We start from the raw sequence: 15862 nt of genomic DNA, 5'->3' as shown, positions 1-15862 counted from the left end.
GCTAGACGTTCCGGCTGACCTGGATGGCCCACTGGTAGGCTTGCAGCAAGCTGCGCCAGTAGGTTTCGCCATCGATACCCACACTGGCCAGCAAGGCCGCTGGCGGATGGGTGCCGCTTTCAGCCAGGGCCAGCAGGGCGCCCAGTTCGCCGCCACGGGCCAGCAAGGCCTCGTTCACGCTGTGGTCGAGATTCAGGGTGGCAACGATCTCGTGCATGCTCATGCCCAGCAGCACGTCCAGCAGGGAAAACACGCCCGCCATGAACGCCAGGTCCTGCTGATCGCGGTCGCCGCCGCGCAAGGCGCACAGCGCTTCCATCTGCGCCGCGCGCACGGCCGCCAGCGGCAGCAGCGCATTGAGCTTGCCATCGTCTTGCTGGCGCGCATACAGCAGCAATTGCAGCCAGCGCTGCAACTGGCGCCGGCCCAGCAAGGTGATCGCCTGGTGAAAACTGCTGATCGGCGCCGTGTAGCCGAAGGAGGCCGAATTGACCAGTTTCAGCAAATGGTAGCTGAGCGCCGGATCCTGTTTCAGCGGCACTTCCAGTTCATGCGCATCGGCATCGCGGGCCAGCAAGCCCAGCAGCGCCAGCAGGCGGCGGCGCGAGGTGCCTTCGTCGGCATCGTGCTGCTGGCGGGCGCTGCTCAACGCATAGTCGCCGGCAAACCAGCTCACGCCCAGCGCCGAGACGGCAGCCAGTTGTTCTGCGTCATCGATGTTGTAGGCCAGATGCGGCCCCGGCAACGGCAGCAGCTGATGCAGGCCCGGCAGTTCGCCGGCGGCATCGACACTCAACGCATGCGCATCGACGTGGATCGCCGTCACGGGGCCGGCGTCGGGGCCGTCGAGCAGGATGCGGTAGCCGGCGTCGCGCCATTGCAGGCATTTTTTCTGGATCGGTTTATCGGTCGCCAGCGCGGCCGGCAGGCGGAAGATGGTGCGTTGCGGCGTCAGTTGCGCCAGCAAGGCTTCGTCCAGCCCATGCGGGTCGCTCAGTGGAATGATGCAATCGAGGGGCGCCAGCAAGGCATACACGTCGGCAGCGGCGAAAGCGGCCGCCAGGGGGCTGCCAGCTTGCTGCGGCACATGCAGGGTGACAGCCACCCATTCATTATGCGCATTGGCAACTGCTTGTAATCCCACCAAAGGAAACAGGTTTGATTCAGACGCTGACATCGGTATCTCAGTGTGGGTAAGGCGCAATAGTCGATAAACGGGCGATCGACTGCACACTTGGACCAGGCAAGCATGCAATTTCGACAGCAAGAATCATTCTATCCGAAACCCACCAGAAAAACGGTTTAATATTGGCAATAAATGTTCAAAAAAAACATTCCAAAATAAAACTTTGTCACTGGGCGGCTTTTGCCGTACCGCCATCGAATTGCGCGTGTTCCACCGCATATTTGATCAGCTCCGCCTGACCTTCGATGCCCAGCTTGCGCTTGATGTTGAGACGGTGCGTTTCCACCGTGCGCACGCTCAGGTCCAGCACGCGGGCAATCTGCTTGTTCGACTGGCCGGCGGCGATATGCTGCAAGACTTGCTGCTCGCGCGTGGTGAGGAAGGAATCGTGCACTTGCGGCCGCGACAGTTGCCGCGCCAGCGCCGCGCTGTAATAGATGCCGCCCGACATCACGGTCTCGATGGCGAACACGATGTCTTTCCCTGGGGCATCCTTGAGCACATAGCCGCGCGCGCCCGCCTGCAGCGCTTGCGAGACATATTCCAGCTTGTCGTGCATGGACAGTATCAGCACGGCGATCTGCGGGAACGCCTGCTTGAACAGGGCTGTCGCTTCGATGCCATTCGTGCCGCGCATATTGATATCCATCAACACCAGGTCGATGGCGTGCGACCGCGCCTGGGCCAGCGCTTCGTCGGCGCCGCCCGCCTCGGCCACCACGTCGAAATGGGGCACGGCTTCAAGCCGCGCGCGCAAGCCATCGCGCACCAGCGGATGATCGTCCACCAGCAGTATCCGTATTGTGTCAGTCATGATTTTTTCAGGTGAGTGATCTGTTATGGTTGAAGGCCCAGCCGCGCCAGCACCACGGTGCCGGCTGGCGTGGAAGCGATGTGCAGGCTGCCGCCGATGGCTTCCATGCGCTCCGTCATGTTGCGCAGGCCGATGCCGCGCTGCGGATGCAGGGCGATGCCGTCGAAATCGAAACCGCCACCATTATCGGCGATACGCAGCTCCACCGCGCCCGAGACGCCCTCATCGCCATGCAGGCTGACCTCGATGCGGCTGGCGTTGGCATGGCGCTCGATATTGGTCAGCGCTTCCTGGGCAATGCGGAACAGCACCGTGTTGACCATGTCGGGCAAGCCTTCGCCAGCCGTGGCAGGGCTGGCCGCAAAACTGGCTTGGGCACTGCTGCTGTCATTGAATTCCTGCACCAGATGGTCGAGCGCGGCAGCCAGGCCCAGGTCGTCGAGGATGGCCGGGCGCAGATTGTGCGAGATGCGCCGCACTTCGCCCAGCACCTTGTTCAATTGTTCGGCCGCCCGCTCGAAGGTGGCCGGCGCCTTGGCTTGCTGCTCGGCATTGCCGCACAGGCGCGCGATGCCCGCCTCGATCTGCAGCTTGATCGATACCAGCCACTGGCTGATGCCGTCATGCAAGTCGCGCGACAGCCGCGCCCGCTCCTCTTCCTGCGATTCGACCACCCTCTGGGCCAGCACTTTCAGTTTTGCATCGGCCACCCGCAATTCGCTGATATTGAGCACCAGGCCCGAACCGGCCACCAGCAGCGCGCCGAGGATGGCGATAGCGGCGATCCACAGCATGGTCGAGCGGATATTGCCCGACTGCTGGGCATCGACCTTGTCCAGCGCCTGGTCCACATCGTCCATATAAATACCGGTGCCCATCATCCAGCCCCATTCCGGCATCAGGATCACAAACCCAAGCTTGGGCGCCGATTGATGGGTCGATGGCTTGATCCAGTTATAGCGCTCGAAACCGCCGCCATTTTTGGCCCGCTGCATCAGGCGCTGGATGGTCAGGTTGCCGTTGGCATCGCGCAATTCCCACAGGTTTTGCCCCACCAGTTCGGGCTGGCGCGGATGCATCAGGGAATTGCCCTGCAAATCGTAGATAAAGAAATAACCATCGTCGCCATAGCTGAGGGCCCCCAGCACGCGCTTGGCTTCCTCTTGCGCGGCAGCATCCTTGCGCCCCGACTGGTAGAGATAGGCAATCGAGTGGCTGGCCAGGGTCACGTAATGTTTCAATTCCGCTTCCTTGCTGGCCAGATACGCTTGCCCGATAGTGGCGCGCTGCTGCTCGGCCAGGGTGATGGCCTGGTGCCGCACGGCATAGGCGATCGCGCACATGGCCAGGATCAAAGGCGTAATGGCCAGGAAGATGACTTTCTGTCTGAGTTTCATGGCGGCGCTGCGATCGCTAAAGAATGCAAGGGAGGGAATGCGACGAAGCTGCCATTTTACGTGGCGGTGTAATAAATGATCTGCGTAGTAATACTTAGCGTTACTGCGTAGTGATGCGCTTGTGATCATTATGCGATTCGTGAATACTGACCATAAGCTGCGCGCACGCCATCGGCACGAATTGGCAACTCCTTTGGCAACATCCTGGGCAAGATCAATAACAGTACCCGGAATCGCGACGCAGCACCCGTCAAATCTTTGGAGGAAGCATGAACCGCATATTGAAACAGCTCGGTTGGGCAGCGCTTGCGCTGGCCGGCGCCGGCTCACTGGGCGTGGTCGCCCTGCAACGCGGCGAACCAATCAGCGCCATCTGGATCGTCATCGCCGCCGTCTGCGTCTACCTGATCGCCTACCGCTTCTACAGCCTGTTCATCGCCGACAAGGTGCTGAGCCTCAATCCCAAGCGTATGACGCCGGCCTACAAGCACAACGATGGCCTCGATCACGTACCGACCAATAAATATGTGCTGTTCGGCCACCATTTCGCCGCGATTGCCGGCGCCGGTCCGCTGGTCGGCCCCGTACTGGCCGCGCAAATGGGCTATTTGCCCGGCATGCTGTGGATTTTGGCGGGCGTGGTGTTTGCCGGCGCCGTGCAGGATTTTATCGTCCTGTTCATTTCCATGCGCCGCGACGGCCGCTCGCTGGGCGACCTGATCAAGGCTGAACTGGGCGAGATACCCGGCATGATCGCCTTGCTGGGCTGCTTCATGATCATGGTCATCATCCTGGCCGTGCTGGCCCTGATCGTCGTCAAGGCGCTGACCGGTTCGCCATGGGGCAGCTTCACCGTGATGGCGACCATCCCTATCGCGCTGTTCATGGGCGTGTACTCGCGCTATATCCGCGTGGGCCGCATCGGCGAAATTTCCATCATCGGCTTCGTGCTGCTGATGCTGGCCATTATCGGCGGTCAATATGTGCAGGAATCCGCCGTGCTGGGCCCGATGTTCACCTTTACGGGCACCGAACTGACCTGGATGCTGATCGGCTACGGCTTCATCGCTTCCGTGCTGCCCGTGTGGCTGCTGCTGGCGCCGCGCGATTATTTGTCTACTTTTCTCAAAATCGGCACTATTTTAGGCCTGGCCATCGGCATCATCGTCGTCGCGCCTTACCTGAAAATGCCGGCCATGACCAAGTTCATCGATGGCTCCGGCCCGGTCTGGTCGGGCAATCTGTTCCCCTTCCTGTTCATCACGATTGCCTGCGGCGCTGTTTCCGGCTTCCACGCATTGATTGCCTCGGGCACCACGCCAAAGATGATAGAAAACGAAAGCCATGCCCGCTTCATCGGTTATGGCGCGATGCTGATGGAATCGTTCGTCGCCATCATGGCCCTGGTAGCCGCCTCGACCATCGAGCCTGGGATTTATTTCGCCATGAACAGCCCGGCCGCCCTGATCGGCAACACGGCGGAGTCGGCAGCCCATGTGATTTCGCAATGGGGCTTTTATGTGACGCCTGAAATGCTGACGCAAACGGCCAAGGACGTGGGCGAACACAGCATCATTTCCCGCGCCGGTGGCGCACCGACCCTGGCCGTGGGCATGGCGCACATCCTGTCGGGCGTGATGGGCGGCAAAACCATGATGGCCTTCTGGTACCACTTCGCCATCCTGTTCGAAGCGCTGTTCATCCTGACCGCCGTCGATGCGGGCACGCGTGCCGGCCGCTTCATGCTGCAAGACTTGCTGGGCAGCTTCGTGCCCAAGCTGAAACAGACGGAAAACGTGTATGCCAATTTGCTGGCGACGGGCTTGTGCGTGGCCGCCTGGGGCTATTTCCTGTACCAGGGCGTGGTCGATCCATTGGGCGGCATCAACACCCTGTGGCCGCTGTTCGGCATCGCCAACCAGATGCTGGCCGCCATCGCGCTGATCCTCGGCACCTGCGTGCTGTTCAAGATGAAACGTGGCCAGTATGCCTGGGTCACCATCGTGCCGACCATCTGGCTGCTGCTGTGCACCCTGACGGCTGGCTGGCAAAAGATTTTCGACGCCAACCCGCGCGTCGGCTTCCTGGCGCATGCCCAGAAATATTCGGCGGCGCTCAATGAAGGCACCTTGCTGGCGCCAGCCAAATCGGTGGCGCAGATGCAGCAGATCATCTTCAACGATTACCTGGACGCCGGCCTGGCCGCCTTCTTCGTGATCGTGGTCGTCAGCGTGCTGGTGTTTGGCATCCGCACCGTCATGAAGGCGCGCGCAGACAACCAGCCGAGCACCCAGGAATCGCCGTTCCAGGCCATGCCAGCGGTGCAATGATGTTTGACGAAATCGTCAAGGCAGGACGTTATCTCGGACAAAGCATGCGGCTGATGTGCGGCCTGCCCGAGTACGACACCTACGTGGCCCACCGGGAAGTGACGCATCCCGGCGAGCCGATGATGACGTATGAAGAGTTTTTCCGCGAACGCCAGGAAGCACGCTACGGTGGCGCCGGCAAGCGTGGCGGGTGTTGCTGACTGCGGCTGCTGACTGCGGGGTCCGACCCTTCGGGTCGTACCCCAGCCTTTCCCGGGTTAAAGGTAACGCCCACCCCAATAGCAACAGCTGGGGTCGGACCCGGCAGGGTCCGACCCCTCCATTTAGTTCCCCTCCCCTTTCCTGCCTTAGACCCATATCAACATCATGGTGTTTCTTCACGCTTATATTTTTCCAATGGGAATTAATTAAAAAACAGCAATCCGTCTAACCGGAGCATCGCCATTTCATGTTCAATTTTCACCGCTCCAGTATCAGCCAGAAACTGACCATGATTTCGGTGCTGTCTTCGGGCTGCGCCTTGTTGCTGGTGTTCGTGGCCTTTGTGGCCACTTCGGTGATCAGCCACAAGGATGACGAAAGCCGGCAATTGCTGGCGCTGGCCGGCGTGATTGCGGCCGCCAGCGTAGCGCCCATGCAAGCTGGCAAGCCTGCCCAGGCGGAACAGGTGCTCGCTGCCCTGCAGGTGCGCGAGGAAGTCGCCCAGGCAGCGCTGTTCGACCGTGGCGGACGCCTGTTTGCCATCTACCGCTCTGCCACGCAGCCGCCGGAACGTGCCACGCCGGAAGACATGGACCCGGCCCTGCTGGCCGACATGGCGCAAGAACCGGTAACGCAAGGTGCGGGCGGCGCCTTGTCGCCATCGATGCGCCTGTATCGCCCCGTGTTCGATGGCCCCACCATCATCGGCGCCGTGATGATCGAGGCGGACCTGAACCATATGTGGCGCGATATCGCCCGCCATCTGGGCTCCATCAGCGGCGCCACCCTGCTCTCCTTTCTGGTGGCCGTGTTCCTGGCCGGACGCTTCAAGGGCGTGATTGCGGAACCGATTACCAAGCTGATCAATACAGCAAAAAAAGTTTCCAGCAGCCAGACCTACAGCCACCGCATCACCCACCATCGCAGCGACGAGCTTGGCGTGCTGATCGACAGTTTCAATGACATGCTGGCGCAGATCGATGGCCGCGACGCCACCCTGGCCAATTACCGCGACCAGCTGGAACGGCAAGTCAGTGTGCGCACGGAACAGCTGGAAAAAGCCAAGGATGCGGCCGAAGCGGCCAGCCAGGCGAAAAGCGCCTTTCTCGCCACCATGAGCCATGAAATCCGCACGCCCATGAATGGCGTGCTGGGCATGACGGAATTGCTGCTGGCCAGCAATCTCACGCCGCAGCAGCGCCATTACACCAGCATGGTGCAGCGCTCGGGGCAGAATTTGCTGGTGATCATCAACGATATCCTGGATTTTTCCAAGATCGAGGCAGGCAAACTCAGCGTCGAATACATACGCTTCAATTTCCGCGAATTGCTCGACGATATAGAACACGTGTTTGCGCCACAGGCCGCGGCGAAAGATATCTGCCTGGAATTCGATATCGCCAACGATATCCCGATTGCCATTTGCGGCGACCCGAACCGCTTGCGCCAGATCATCGTCAATCTGCTGGGCAACGCCATCAAATTCACGGAAACAGGCAAGGTAACGGTGAAGGTGACCGTGTGCCGCGAAGACGGCCCCAGCGTGGGCTTGCGCTTCGAAGTGCAGGATACGGGCATCGGCGTGTCCAGCGAGGCGCAGACGCGCATCTTCGAGTCGTTCTCGCAGGCAGACGGTTCGACCACGCGCAAGCATGGCGGCACCGGCCTGGGCTTGACGATTTCCAAGCAGCTGGTCGAACTGATGGGCGGGAAAATCGGCGTTGACAATGCTTTAACGCAAGGTTCCATCTTCTGGTTCACAGTAAATTTCGATAAGCGGAGAGTCGACAGCGACGACCCGTCTTTCAATCTGAAAACCACGCGAGGGTTACGCGCCTTGATTGTCGACCACACACCCGCCACCCGCGCCGAGCTGGAACGGCAGCTGGCCAGCTGGCACATCGTCAGCGACAGCGCCGTCTCGGCCAGCGACTGCCTGGGCAAGCTGCGTGCCGCTGCCGTGGCGGGCACGCCGTATTCGGTCGCCCTGCTCGATATGGACTTGCCGCGCACCAGCGGGCTGGCCTTGTCGGCCACCATCAAGAGCGATCCGCTGCTGGCCGACCTCAAGCTGCTGTTGCTGAGCACCGAACAGGCGGCCGCCGATCCGGTGCAGCGGCGTGAAGCGGGCGTGGCCTACCAGCTGATCAAGCCTGCCCGCGATTGCGATCTGTTCGATTGCCTGGTCACGCCGCAGCGCCTCAGCGAGAGCATACGTCCCCATGCGCCCCATGCGCCGCGCCAGGTGGCCAGGCGCCAGCGCCGCCGCGTGCTGCTGGCCGAAGACAACCCAGTCAACGTGGAAGTGGCGCGCGCCATGCTCGATAACCTGGGCCTGGACGTGGTCTGCGCCAGCAATGGCAAGGAAGCGCTGCATGCGGCCCAAGCCGAGGATTTCGACCTGGTGCTGATGGATTGCCAGATGCCCGTGATGGATGGCTTTGCCGCCACCACGGAAATCCGCCGCCACGAACAGCAATGCGGCCACGCCCGCGTGCTGCCCATCGTGGCCATTACGGCCAACGCCTTGCAGGGCGACCGCGAATCGTGCCTGGCGGCCGGCATGGATGATTATTTGAGCAAACCGTTCACGCAGCAGGACCTGGGCCACACCATCGCCCGCTGGATCACCCTGCCGCGTGCGGCCACCGTGCATCACACGGAAACGGCAGAAATCCTGCCGCCACCGCCCCCCAGCATGGTGGCAGCCCCATTGAACCGGCTTGCACTGGACAATATCCGCGCGCTGTCGAGTACCGATGGGGATGCTTTGCTCGAGCGCGTGATCCTGGCCTTCGAGGGCGACACGCCGCGTCAGTTGCAGCTCATGCGCACCGCCATCGCCGTGCCGAACCCGGAAGCCATCCGCAAGGCGGCGCACAGCCTGAAGTCGAGCAGCGCCAATGTGGGCGCCGACGCGCTGGCGCAATTATGCAAGGAGATGGAAAAACTGGGCCGCGCCGGCAGCACCCAAGGCGCAGCCGGCATGCTGCAGGACATGGAACAGGAATTCCTCGCCGTGTGCGAATCGCTGAGCGCCATACTGGTAAAGGAACACTGACATGACAGCGCCCTCCTCATCCAAACGCGGCCTGGTGCTGGTGGCCGATGACGATCCCGTGATGCGTTTGCTGATGCGGCAAATGCTGACCCAGGTGGGCCTGGACGTGATCGAAGCGGAAGATGGCGTGCAGGCGCTGGCTTGCTACAAGCACAGCGGGCCGGACCTGGTCATGCTCGACGTTGACATGCCGGCCCTGGACGGCTTTGCCGTGTGCCGCGAAATCCGCCGCCAGGAATCGCAGGCCAGTGGCAGCGTGCCCATCATCATGGTCACCGGCGGCGATGAACTGGCCTCCGTCACGCGCGCCTACGAAGTGGGCGCCACCGATTTCATTTCCAAGCCGATCAACTGGCCGCTACTTGGCCACCGCGTGCTGTACGTGCTGCGCGCCAGCGACGCCATCGCCCGCCTGCGCATCGCCGACGCCCACAACCGCGCCGTGCTGGCGGCCATCCCCGACACGTTTTTCCGCTTGAACCGCGATGGCTTTTATCTCGATTACGAACAGGGTCCGGACGCCAGCGCCGGCTTTTCAATCGACGATTGCGTGGGCTCGCATATCAGCGAAGTGCTGCCGCCCGAGATCGCCGCGCGCCTGCTCGAGCAGATGCGCGCCGTGCTGTCCACCCAGCATATCGCCTCGCTCGACTACACGCTCACGCACGAGAACACCACGCGCCACTTCGAGGCGCGCCTGGTCAGCACGGGCGCCGATGAAGTGCTGGGCCTGGTGCGCGATATCAGCGAACGCAAGCGTACCGAAGAACAGATACGCCGCCTGGCCTACTGCGACAGCCTGACGGGCATCCCGAACCGCCAGGCCTTTTTGGAAACCCTGGAACGCGAACTGGCCCACTCGCGCGAACACGGCAAGAAATTTGCCGTGCTGTTCATGGACCTGGACGCCTTCAAGCGCGTCAACGACACCCTGGGCCATGACGTGGGCGACCATTTACTCAAGATGGTATCGGAGCGTCTGCGCGACACCGTGCGTCCCAGCGACGTGGTGCTGCGCGCCGAACATGCACTCGACACTACCCAGACAGCCAGCAACCTGGCGCGCCTGGGCGGCGACGAATTCACCATCCTGATCCCCGACCTGGAACGGGTGGAAGACGCGCTCAATGTGGCGCACCGGGTGAAGGAAGCCATGCGCCGCCCGTTCATGATCGACGCGCACGAGATTTTCGTCACGGCCAGCATCGGCATCTCGCTGTATCCGGAAGATGGCGAGGATTGCAATTCGCTGCTGAAATACGCGGACACGGCCATGTACCACGCCAAGAATTGCGGCAAGAATAACGCCAAGCTGTACAGCTCATCCTTGACGATGGAAATCATGAGCCACGTCAAGATGGAAGTGGGTTTGCGCAAGGCGCTGCAAAACAATGAGCTGTATTTGCTGTACCAGCCGCAGATCGACGTGCCCAGCGCGCAGATCGTGGGGGTGGAAGCGCTGGTGCGCTGGCGCCATCCGGAACGGGGCATTATTTCCCCTACCGAATTCATTCCGCTGGCCGAGGAAACCGGGCTGATCGTGCCCATCGGCGAATGGGTGCTGCGCACGGCCTGCAAGCAGGCCAGGGCCTGGCAAAGCGAAGGCGGCCAGACCATCCGCATGGCCGTCAATCTGTCGGCCAAGCAATTCAAGGATGAAAACCTGACGCAAATCGTGCTATCGGTACTGGCCGATACGGGCCTGGACGCGCGCCTGCTGGAACTGGAATTGACGGAAGGCACTTTGATGGACGATGCGCGCGCCACCATGGTGACCCTGGAGCAATTGCGCAGCATCGGCGTCTATCTGTCCATCGACGACTTCGGCACGGGCTATTCGTCGATGAATTATTTAAAACGTTTTGATGTGCGGGCCTTGAAGATCGACAAGAGTTTTATTGCCGGCTTACCGCAGGATACGGAAAACGCCGCCATCACGCGCGCCATCATCGCCATGGCGCATGGTTTGAAGATGGTGGTGGTGGCCGAGGGCGTGGAAACAGCAGAACAGTTGCTGATGCTGCAAGAATATGGCTGCGACATGGCCCAGGGTTATTTCCTGGGCCACCCTTCACCGCACGATACGATCACGGCCATGCTGGCCAGACAGGCTAGCCTGCTACACAACGCCATCGGCTTTTAACTGCGCAATCGCCGCCGCATCAAAGCCCAGCGAGGCCAATACTTCATCATTATGCTGGCCCAGCTCCGGGCCCAGCCACTGGGTCTTGCCCGGCGTGGCCGACAGTTTCGGGCTGATGGCCGGCAATTTCACGGGCGTGCCATCGGCAAACTGGTGCTGTTCAAACATCTCCCTGGCGAGAAACTGCGGGTCGCTCATCATGTCGCGCACCGAGTAAATTTTACCGGCAGGAACGTCGGCCGCCTTCAGCACGGCCAGGGCGCTATCGATAGTGTGCGTGGCGCACCAGGCGCCGATAGCATCATCGATCTCTTGCGTGCGGGCCACCCGGCCATCGTTGCGGGCCAGTTGCGGGTCGCCGGCCATGTCGATGCGGCCCATGGCCAGCATCAAACGCTTGAAGATGGCGTCGCCATTACCGGCGATCACGATGTTTTCGCCATCGCCGGTGGTGTAGGTATTCGAGGGCACGATGCCGGGCAGGGAACCGCCCGTGCGCTCGCGCACCACGCCCGCCTGGTCGTATTCGGGCACCAGCGACTCCATCAGGTTGAACACGGATTCATACAGGGCCACGTCGACCATCTGCCCTACCCCGGAGGCCACCCCGCCGGTCACATCGCGGTGGCGCAAGGCCATCATGGCGCCGATCACGCCGTGCAACGCCGCCACCGAGTCGCCGATGGACACGCCCACGCGCACCGGTGGACGGTCGGCAAAGCCGGACACATAACGCAAGCCGCCCATCGACTCGCCGATGGCGCCAAAGCCCGGCAAGTCTTTCATCGGGCCCGTCTGGCCAAAGCCGGACAGGCGCACCATGATCAGCGAAGGTTTGATCTGCTTCAGCTGTTCATAGCCGAGATCCCACTTTTCCAGCACGCCGGGGCGGTAGTTCTCGATGATGATGTCTGCTTCCAGCGCCAGCTGGCGGGCGATGGCCCGGCCCTGCCCGGACTTCAGGTTCAGGGTCAGGCTCTTCTTGTTGCGCGCCTGCACCGACCACCATAGCGAGGTGCCATCTTTCAGCACGCGCCAGGTGCGGATGGGGTCGCCGCCATCGGGCGACTCGATCTTGATCACGTCGGCGCCGAATTCGGCCAGCATGCGGGCGCAGAACGGCCCCGCGATCAGGGTGCCCAGTTCCAGGACTTTGATGCCCGTCAAGGGACCAGCGTTCGCGGAGGATTCTGTCATGTTGTGCTCAGGTTGCCCTGCGGTCGAGCATGGCGCGGGCTATCGTGCCTGCGTCCACGTATTCCAGTTCGCCGCCCACCGGCACGCCGCGCGCCAGGCGGCTCACGCGCAAGCCGCGCGCCTTGAGCATTTCGCTGATGTAATGGGCGGTCGCTTCGCCTTCATTGGTAAAGTTGGTGGCCAGCACCACTTCGCCGACCACGCCATCGTTGGCGCGGTTGAGTAATTTTTCGAGGTGGATATCTTTCGGACCGATGCCGTCGAGTGGCGACAAGCGCCCCATCAGCACGAAATACAGGCCCTTGTAGGTCAGCGTCTGCTCTATCATCAGCTGGTCGGCCGGGGTTTCCACCACGCATAGCAAGCGCTTGTCGCGCTCTTCGTCGAGACAGGTCTCGCACACTTCGTGTTCGGTAAAGGTGTTGCACAGGCCGCAGTGATGCACGGCATCAACGGCCTGGAACAGGGCGCGCGACAGCATGGCCGCGCCTTCCCGGTCGTGCTGCAACAAATGAAATGCCATGCGCTGCGCCGACTTGGGGCCGACGCCGGGCAGGCGCCGCAGCGCCTCGGTCAAGAATTCAAGCGACTTGGACATGGATCAAGCGGCTCCAGTCGCGCTGAACGGACGCATGCGCTCTATCATCAGAATGGCATTTTGAAGCCAGCTGGCAAATTCATGCCACCGGTCAAGCCTGCCATTTTTTCGGCAGAGGTGGCTTCAGCCTTGCGCACGGCGTCGTTGAAGGCGGCGGCGACCAGGTCTTCCAGCATGTCCTTGTCATCAGCCAGCAAGGATGGATCGATGGAAACGCGTTTCACATCGTTTTTGCAGGTCATGACGATTTTCACCAGGCCGGCGCCGGACTGGCCTTCCACTTCCACCTGCGCCAGTTGGTCCTGGGCTTTTTTCATATTGTCTTGCATTGCTTGCGCCTGCTTCATCAGGCCAGCCAGTTGATTTTTCATCATAAGAAGTACTCCATATCAGTTCAAAAAGAATGTAATAAATTAATGCAGGGTTGGTGCCACAGCGCCCGCCGGCGCTGGCGTAATCGTGCCCGGCACCACGAAGGCGTCGAATGCCCGCTTCATATCGAGTACAAAGGGGTCGCTGGCGATGGTCTCCTCGGCCTGCAGCTGGCAAGCTTCGCGGTGGGCCTGCGCTTCGGCGCTGGCCGTGTACCAGACGGCGCCCAGTTCCGTATCGACGCCGACCTTGCGACCGAAACGCTCGGTGAGCGCCGTCGCCAGTTTTTCCACATTGGCCGGGCTGCGCCAGGTGTCGATCGGCACGCGCAAGCGGAAAGTGGTGCTGTGGCCATCGTGCAGGCATTCGATCAGCTCGGCCTGCACGGCCAGTTGCTGGGCCACCCCGCGCAGGGGCAGCACGGCCGCCACTGCGGGCCAGTTGCCGTCCCAGTCCAGGCCGGGCACGGGCGTGATCACATACGGTGCGCTGGGCGCAGCCTGCTTGGCGGCGCGCTGCGGCATCACCACGGCAGGCTGTTCGGCCGGTGCATGGTGTTGCGGTGCATGGCTTTGCACGGCGCTTGATGCGCTATCGTCGGAAAATTCGGTGACCCAGGGCGGCAAGTCGTCGTCAGGTTCCGCTGGCTTGGGTGGCGGCGCCTGGCGCTGCGGTGCAGGTGCAGCCACTGCTGGCGTTTGCGTCGGTGCATCGTCCCACGGCGCTGGCGCCTTGGCGGCGACCGGTGGCGGCGCAACGGGTGCCGCCGGTGCTGCAGCAAGCGCTGCGGCAGGTGCTACCGGCTCGGGCGCAGCCGCCTTCGGTGCGGACGATGGCGCCGATGGGGCGCTGCCAGGACGGCCTTTCGAGGCGGCACGGGCCGCTTCCAGCGCCGCATTGATGGCAGCACGGGCAGAACTGAGAGGCGCGGCTGGAGTTGCAGGCGCTGCCGCTGGCGGCGGCGCTTCAGCGCGGACCACGCTGGCAGCTGCAGCCACCACCGGCTGTGGAATCACAGCGGCATGGCTGGCGGCCTGATTCACGGCGGCGCGCGCTGGCGGCGGCGCACTGGCGGCACGCGCGGCAGCGGCGGCAGGACGGTTGCCCGGTGCAGGGGTGGATGAAAAAGCCGGCGCGGCGGCCGGCACACCCTCGGCGCCGCCTATGCCGGGCCGAAAGGCCAGCATGCGCAGCAAGGTCATGGAAAAGCCCGCGTATTCGTCGGGCGCCAGGCCCAGTTCATTGCGGCCGTGCACGGCGATCTGGTAAAACAACTGTACTTCTTCCGCATCGAAAGCAGCGGCCAGGCGCACGATGTCGGCGTATTCCGGCAAGTCCTGCGGCACGGCGGCGGGCACGGTTTGCGCCAGCGCAATACGGTGCAGCAAGGTGCCCAGGTCTTGCAGGGCGCCGTTGTACGACAGGCTGCGCGAGGCCATTTCATCGGCCACGGCCAGCAGATCGGCGCCATCCTGTTTCGCCAGTGCATCGAGCAGACGCACCAGATACGATTGATCGAGCGCGCCGAGCATGCCTTGCACGGCATCGAGCGTCACTTCACCGGCCGCATAGGCAATCGCCTGGTCCGTCAAGGATAAGGCGTCGCGCATGGAACCGTGGGCGCCCTGGGCCAGCAGGCGCAAGGCCGGCTGTTCAAAGGTAATCCCCTCTTGGCCCAGGATATTGTCCAGGTGGCTGATGATGTGGCCAGGCGGCATCTGCTTGAGGTTGAACTGCAGGCAGCGCGACAGCACGGTGACGGGAATCTTTTGCGGGTCCGTCGTCGCCAAAATGAATTTCACGTGCTCGGGCGGCTCTTCCAGCGTCTTCAGCATGGAGTTGAAGGCGTGGTTGGTCAGCATGTGCACCTCATCGATCATATAGACCTTGAAGCGCGCATTGCTCGGTGCATACACGGCCTGTTCCAGCAACTGCGCCATTTCATCGACGCCGCGGTTCGAGGCCGCATCCATCTCGATATAGTCGACAAAGCGTCCCGCATCGATGGCCGTGCACGCTTCGCACACGCCGCAAGGCTGGGCCGTGATGCCGCCCGTGCCGTCGGGACCGATGCAATTGAGCGATTTGGCCAGGATGCGCGACAAGGTCGTCTTGCCGACGCCGCGCGTCCCCGTGAACAGATAGGCGTGGTGCAAACGGCCGCTATGCAGCGCATGCGTGAGCGCGCGCACGACGTGCTCCTGGCCGACGAGGGTCTCGAAGTTCTTGGGGCGGTATTTACGGGCGAGGACTTGATAGGACATGCTGAGATTTTACCGTAGATAACAGGTGCGAAGGGCCTCGGCTGCACCAGCCCGCGAGAACAAGGCCAGATGCAAAAAAGAGACAGCCAGGAGGCGACCGGGAGATTCCAAAAGGAGAATTGTAACAAGCTGCGCGGGGATTAGCTAAAACGATAGGCATGGCTAGCAATTTTGCCTTTCACTGAATGAACAAAAATGAAAAAACTCGTCCTTTCCTACCCTATGTTTTCCCTGTTATTCCGACCCGCGGCCGAGCGCGACAGGCTGACGCTGTATGTGACTGCCCAACCATGCAACAA

Annotated in this window: 11 protein-coding genes; 4 read left to right on the top strand and 7 right to left on the bottom strand. The window is 61.9% G+C overall.

Going from position 1 to position 15862, the window contains the following annotated elements; genetic code table 11:
* Window position 1: 1 nt before the first annotated feature.
* The 3 genes from HDE72_RS17790 to HDE72_RS17780 form a co-directional block, all read right to left on the bottom strand.
* Window positions 2–1177 (bottom strand): EAL and HDOD domain-containing protein, encoded by a 1176-nt coding sequence (locus HDE72_RS17790; protein ID WP_183743340.1) that lies wholly within the window; start codon window positions 1175–1177, stop codon window positions 2–4.
* A gap of 175 nt (window positions 1178–1352) precedes the next feature.
* Window positions 1353–2000: a response regulator transcription factor gene (locus HDE72_RS17785; protein WP_183743338.1), complete on the bottom strand. Its 648-nt coding sequence runs from the start codon at window positions 1998–2000 to the stop codon at window positions 1353–1355.
* 23 nt (window positions 2001–2023) lie between these two features.
* Window positions 2024–3397, bottom strand: coding sequence for a cache domain-containing protein (locus tag HDE72_RS17780; RefSeq protein WP_183743336.1), 1374 nt, complete (start codon window positions 3395–3397; stop codon window positions 2024–2026).
* A gap of 269 nt (window positions 3398–3666) precedes the next feature.
* On the opposite strand from HDE72_RS17780, the gene HDE72_RS17775 reads away from it, so the two are divergent.
* From HDE72_RS17775 to HDE72_RS17760, 4 genes are all read left to right on the top strand, one after another.
* The gene (locus tag HDE72_RS17775; protein WP_183743334.1) at window positions 3667–5727 is read left to right on the top strand and encodes a carbon starvation CstA family protein; all 2061 of its coding nucleotides are present in this window, start codon (window positions 3667–3669) and stop codon (window positions 5725–5727) included.
* On the top strand, window positions 5727–5927 hold the full coding sequence (locus HDE72_RS17770) for a YbdD/YjiX family protein (protein ID WP_183676791.1): 201 nt from the start codon (window positions 5727–5729) through the stop codon (window positions 5925–5927). The genes HDE72_RS17775 and HDE72_RS17770 overlap by 1 nt, the downstream gene beginning before the upstream one ends.
* Before the next feature lie 248 nt (window positions 5928–6175).
* The gene (locus HDE72_RS17765; RefSeq protein ID WP_183743331.1) at window positions 6176–8989 is read left to right on the top strand and encodes a response regulator; all 2814 of its coding nucleotides are present in this window, start codon (window positions 6176–6178) and stop codon (window positions 8987–8989) included.
* Window position 8990: 1 nt separating this feature from the next.
* A complete protein-coding gene (locus tag HDE72_RS17760) occupies window positions 8991–11132 on the top strand; it encodes a putative bifunctional diguanylate cyclase/phosphodiesterase (protein ID WP_183743329.1) in 2142 nt (713 codons plus the stop codon).
* On the opposite strand, the gene HDE72_RS17755 is transcribed toward HDE72_RS17760, so the two are convergent.
* From HDE72_RS17755 to HDE72_RS17740, 4 genes are read right to left on the bottom strand one after another with little or no spacing between them, the layout of a single operon-like run.
* The gene (locus HDE72_RS17755; RefSeq protein WP_183743327.1) at window positions 11109–12329 is read right to left on the bottom strand and encodes a CaiB/BaiF CoA transferase family protein; all 1221 of its coding nucleotides are present in this window, start codon (window positions 12327–12329) and stop codon (window positions 11109–11111) included. The two genes, HDE72_RS17760 and HDE72_RS17755, sit on opposite strands and share 24 nt — an antisense overlap.
* Window positions 12330–12336: 7 nt before the next feature.
* Window positions 12337–12927, bottom strand: a complete 591-nt coding sequence (recR, locus tag HDE72_RS17750) for a recombination mediator RecR (protein ID WP_034786598.1) — start codon at window positions 12925–12927, stop codon at window positions 12337–12339.
* A 47-nt stretch (window positions 12928–12974) separates the two neighbouring features.
* Entirely contained in the window at window positions 12975–13301 is a 327-nt protein-coding gene (locus HDE72_RS17745; RefSeq protein ID WP_183743325.1) for a YbaB/EbfC family nucleoid-associated protein, read from the bottom strand.
* Between the two features lie 39 nt (window positions 13302–13340).
* Entirely contained in the window at window positions 13341–15563 is a 2223-nt protein-coding gene (locus HDE72_RS17740; protein ID WP_183743323.1) for a DNA polymerase III subunit gamma/tau, read from the bottom strand.
* Window positions 15564–15862: the final 299 nt, after the last annotated feature.

This window comes from Janthinobacterium saanense, assembly GCF_014200675.1.
In the GTDB taxonomy this organism is placed as follows: Bacteria; Pseudomonadota; Gammaproteobacteria; order Burkholderiales; family Burkholderiaceae_D; genus Janthinobacterium.
This window is presented reverse-complemented; position numbering and strand designations above follow the sequence as displayed.

Coding starts and splice junctions, on each gene's coding strand:
- recR (WP_034786598.1), bottom strand. CDS start 12,927: ATGTCCAAGTCGCTTGAATTCTTGACCGAGGCGCTGCGGCGCCTGCCC.
- HDE72_RS17780 (WP_183743336.1), bottom strand. CDS start 3,397: ATGAAACTCAGACAGAAAGTCATCTTCCTGGCCATTACGCCTTTGATC.
- HDE72_RS17755 (WP_183743327.1), bottom strand. CDS start 12,329: ATGACAGAATCCTCCGCGAACGCTGGTCCCTTGACGGGCATCAAAGTC.
- HDE72_RS17790 (WP_183743340.1), bottom strand. CDS start 1,177: ATGTCAGCGTCTGAATCAAACCTGTTTCCTTTGGTGGGATTACAAGCA.
- HDE72_RS17785 (WP_183743338.1), bottom strand. CDS start 2,000: ATGACTGACACAATACGGATACTGCTGGTGGACGATCATCCGCTGGTG.
- HDE72_RS17745 (WP_183743325.1), bottom strand. CDS start 13,301: ATGATGAAAAATCAACTGGCTGGCCTGATGAAGCAGGCGCAAGCAATG.
- HDE72_RS17760 (WP_183743329.1), top strand. CDS start 8,991: ATGACAGCGCCCTCCTCATCCAAACGCGGCCTGGTGCTGGTGGCCGAT.
- HDE72_RS17740 (WP_183743323.1), bottom strand. CDS start 15,563: ATGTCCTATCAAGTCCTCGCCCGTAAATACCGCCCCAAGAACTTCGAG.
- HDE72_RS17765 (WP_183743331.1), top strand. CDS start 6,176: ATGTTCAATTTTCACCGCTCCAGTATCAGCCAGAAACTGACCATGATT.
- HDE72_RS17770 (WP_183676791.1), top strand. CDS start 5,727: ATGTTTGACGAAATCGTCAAGGCAGGACGTTATCTCGGACAAAGCATG.
- HDE72_RS17775 (WP_183743334.1), top strand. CDS start 3,667: ATGAACCGCATATTGAAACAGCTCGGTTGGGCAGCGCTTGCGCTGGCC.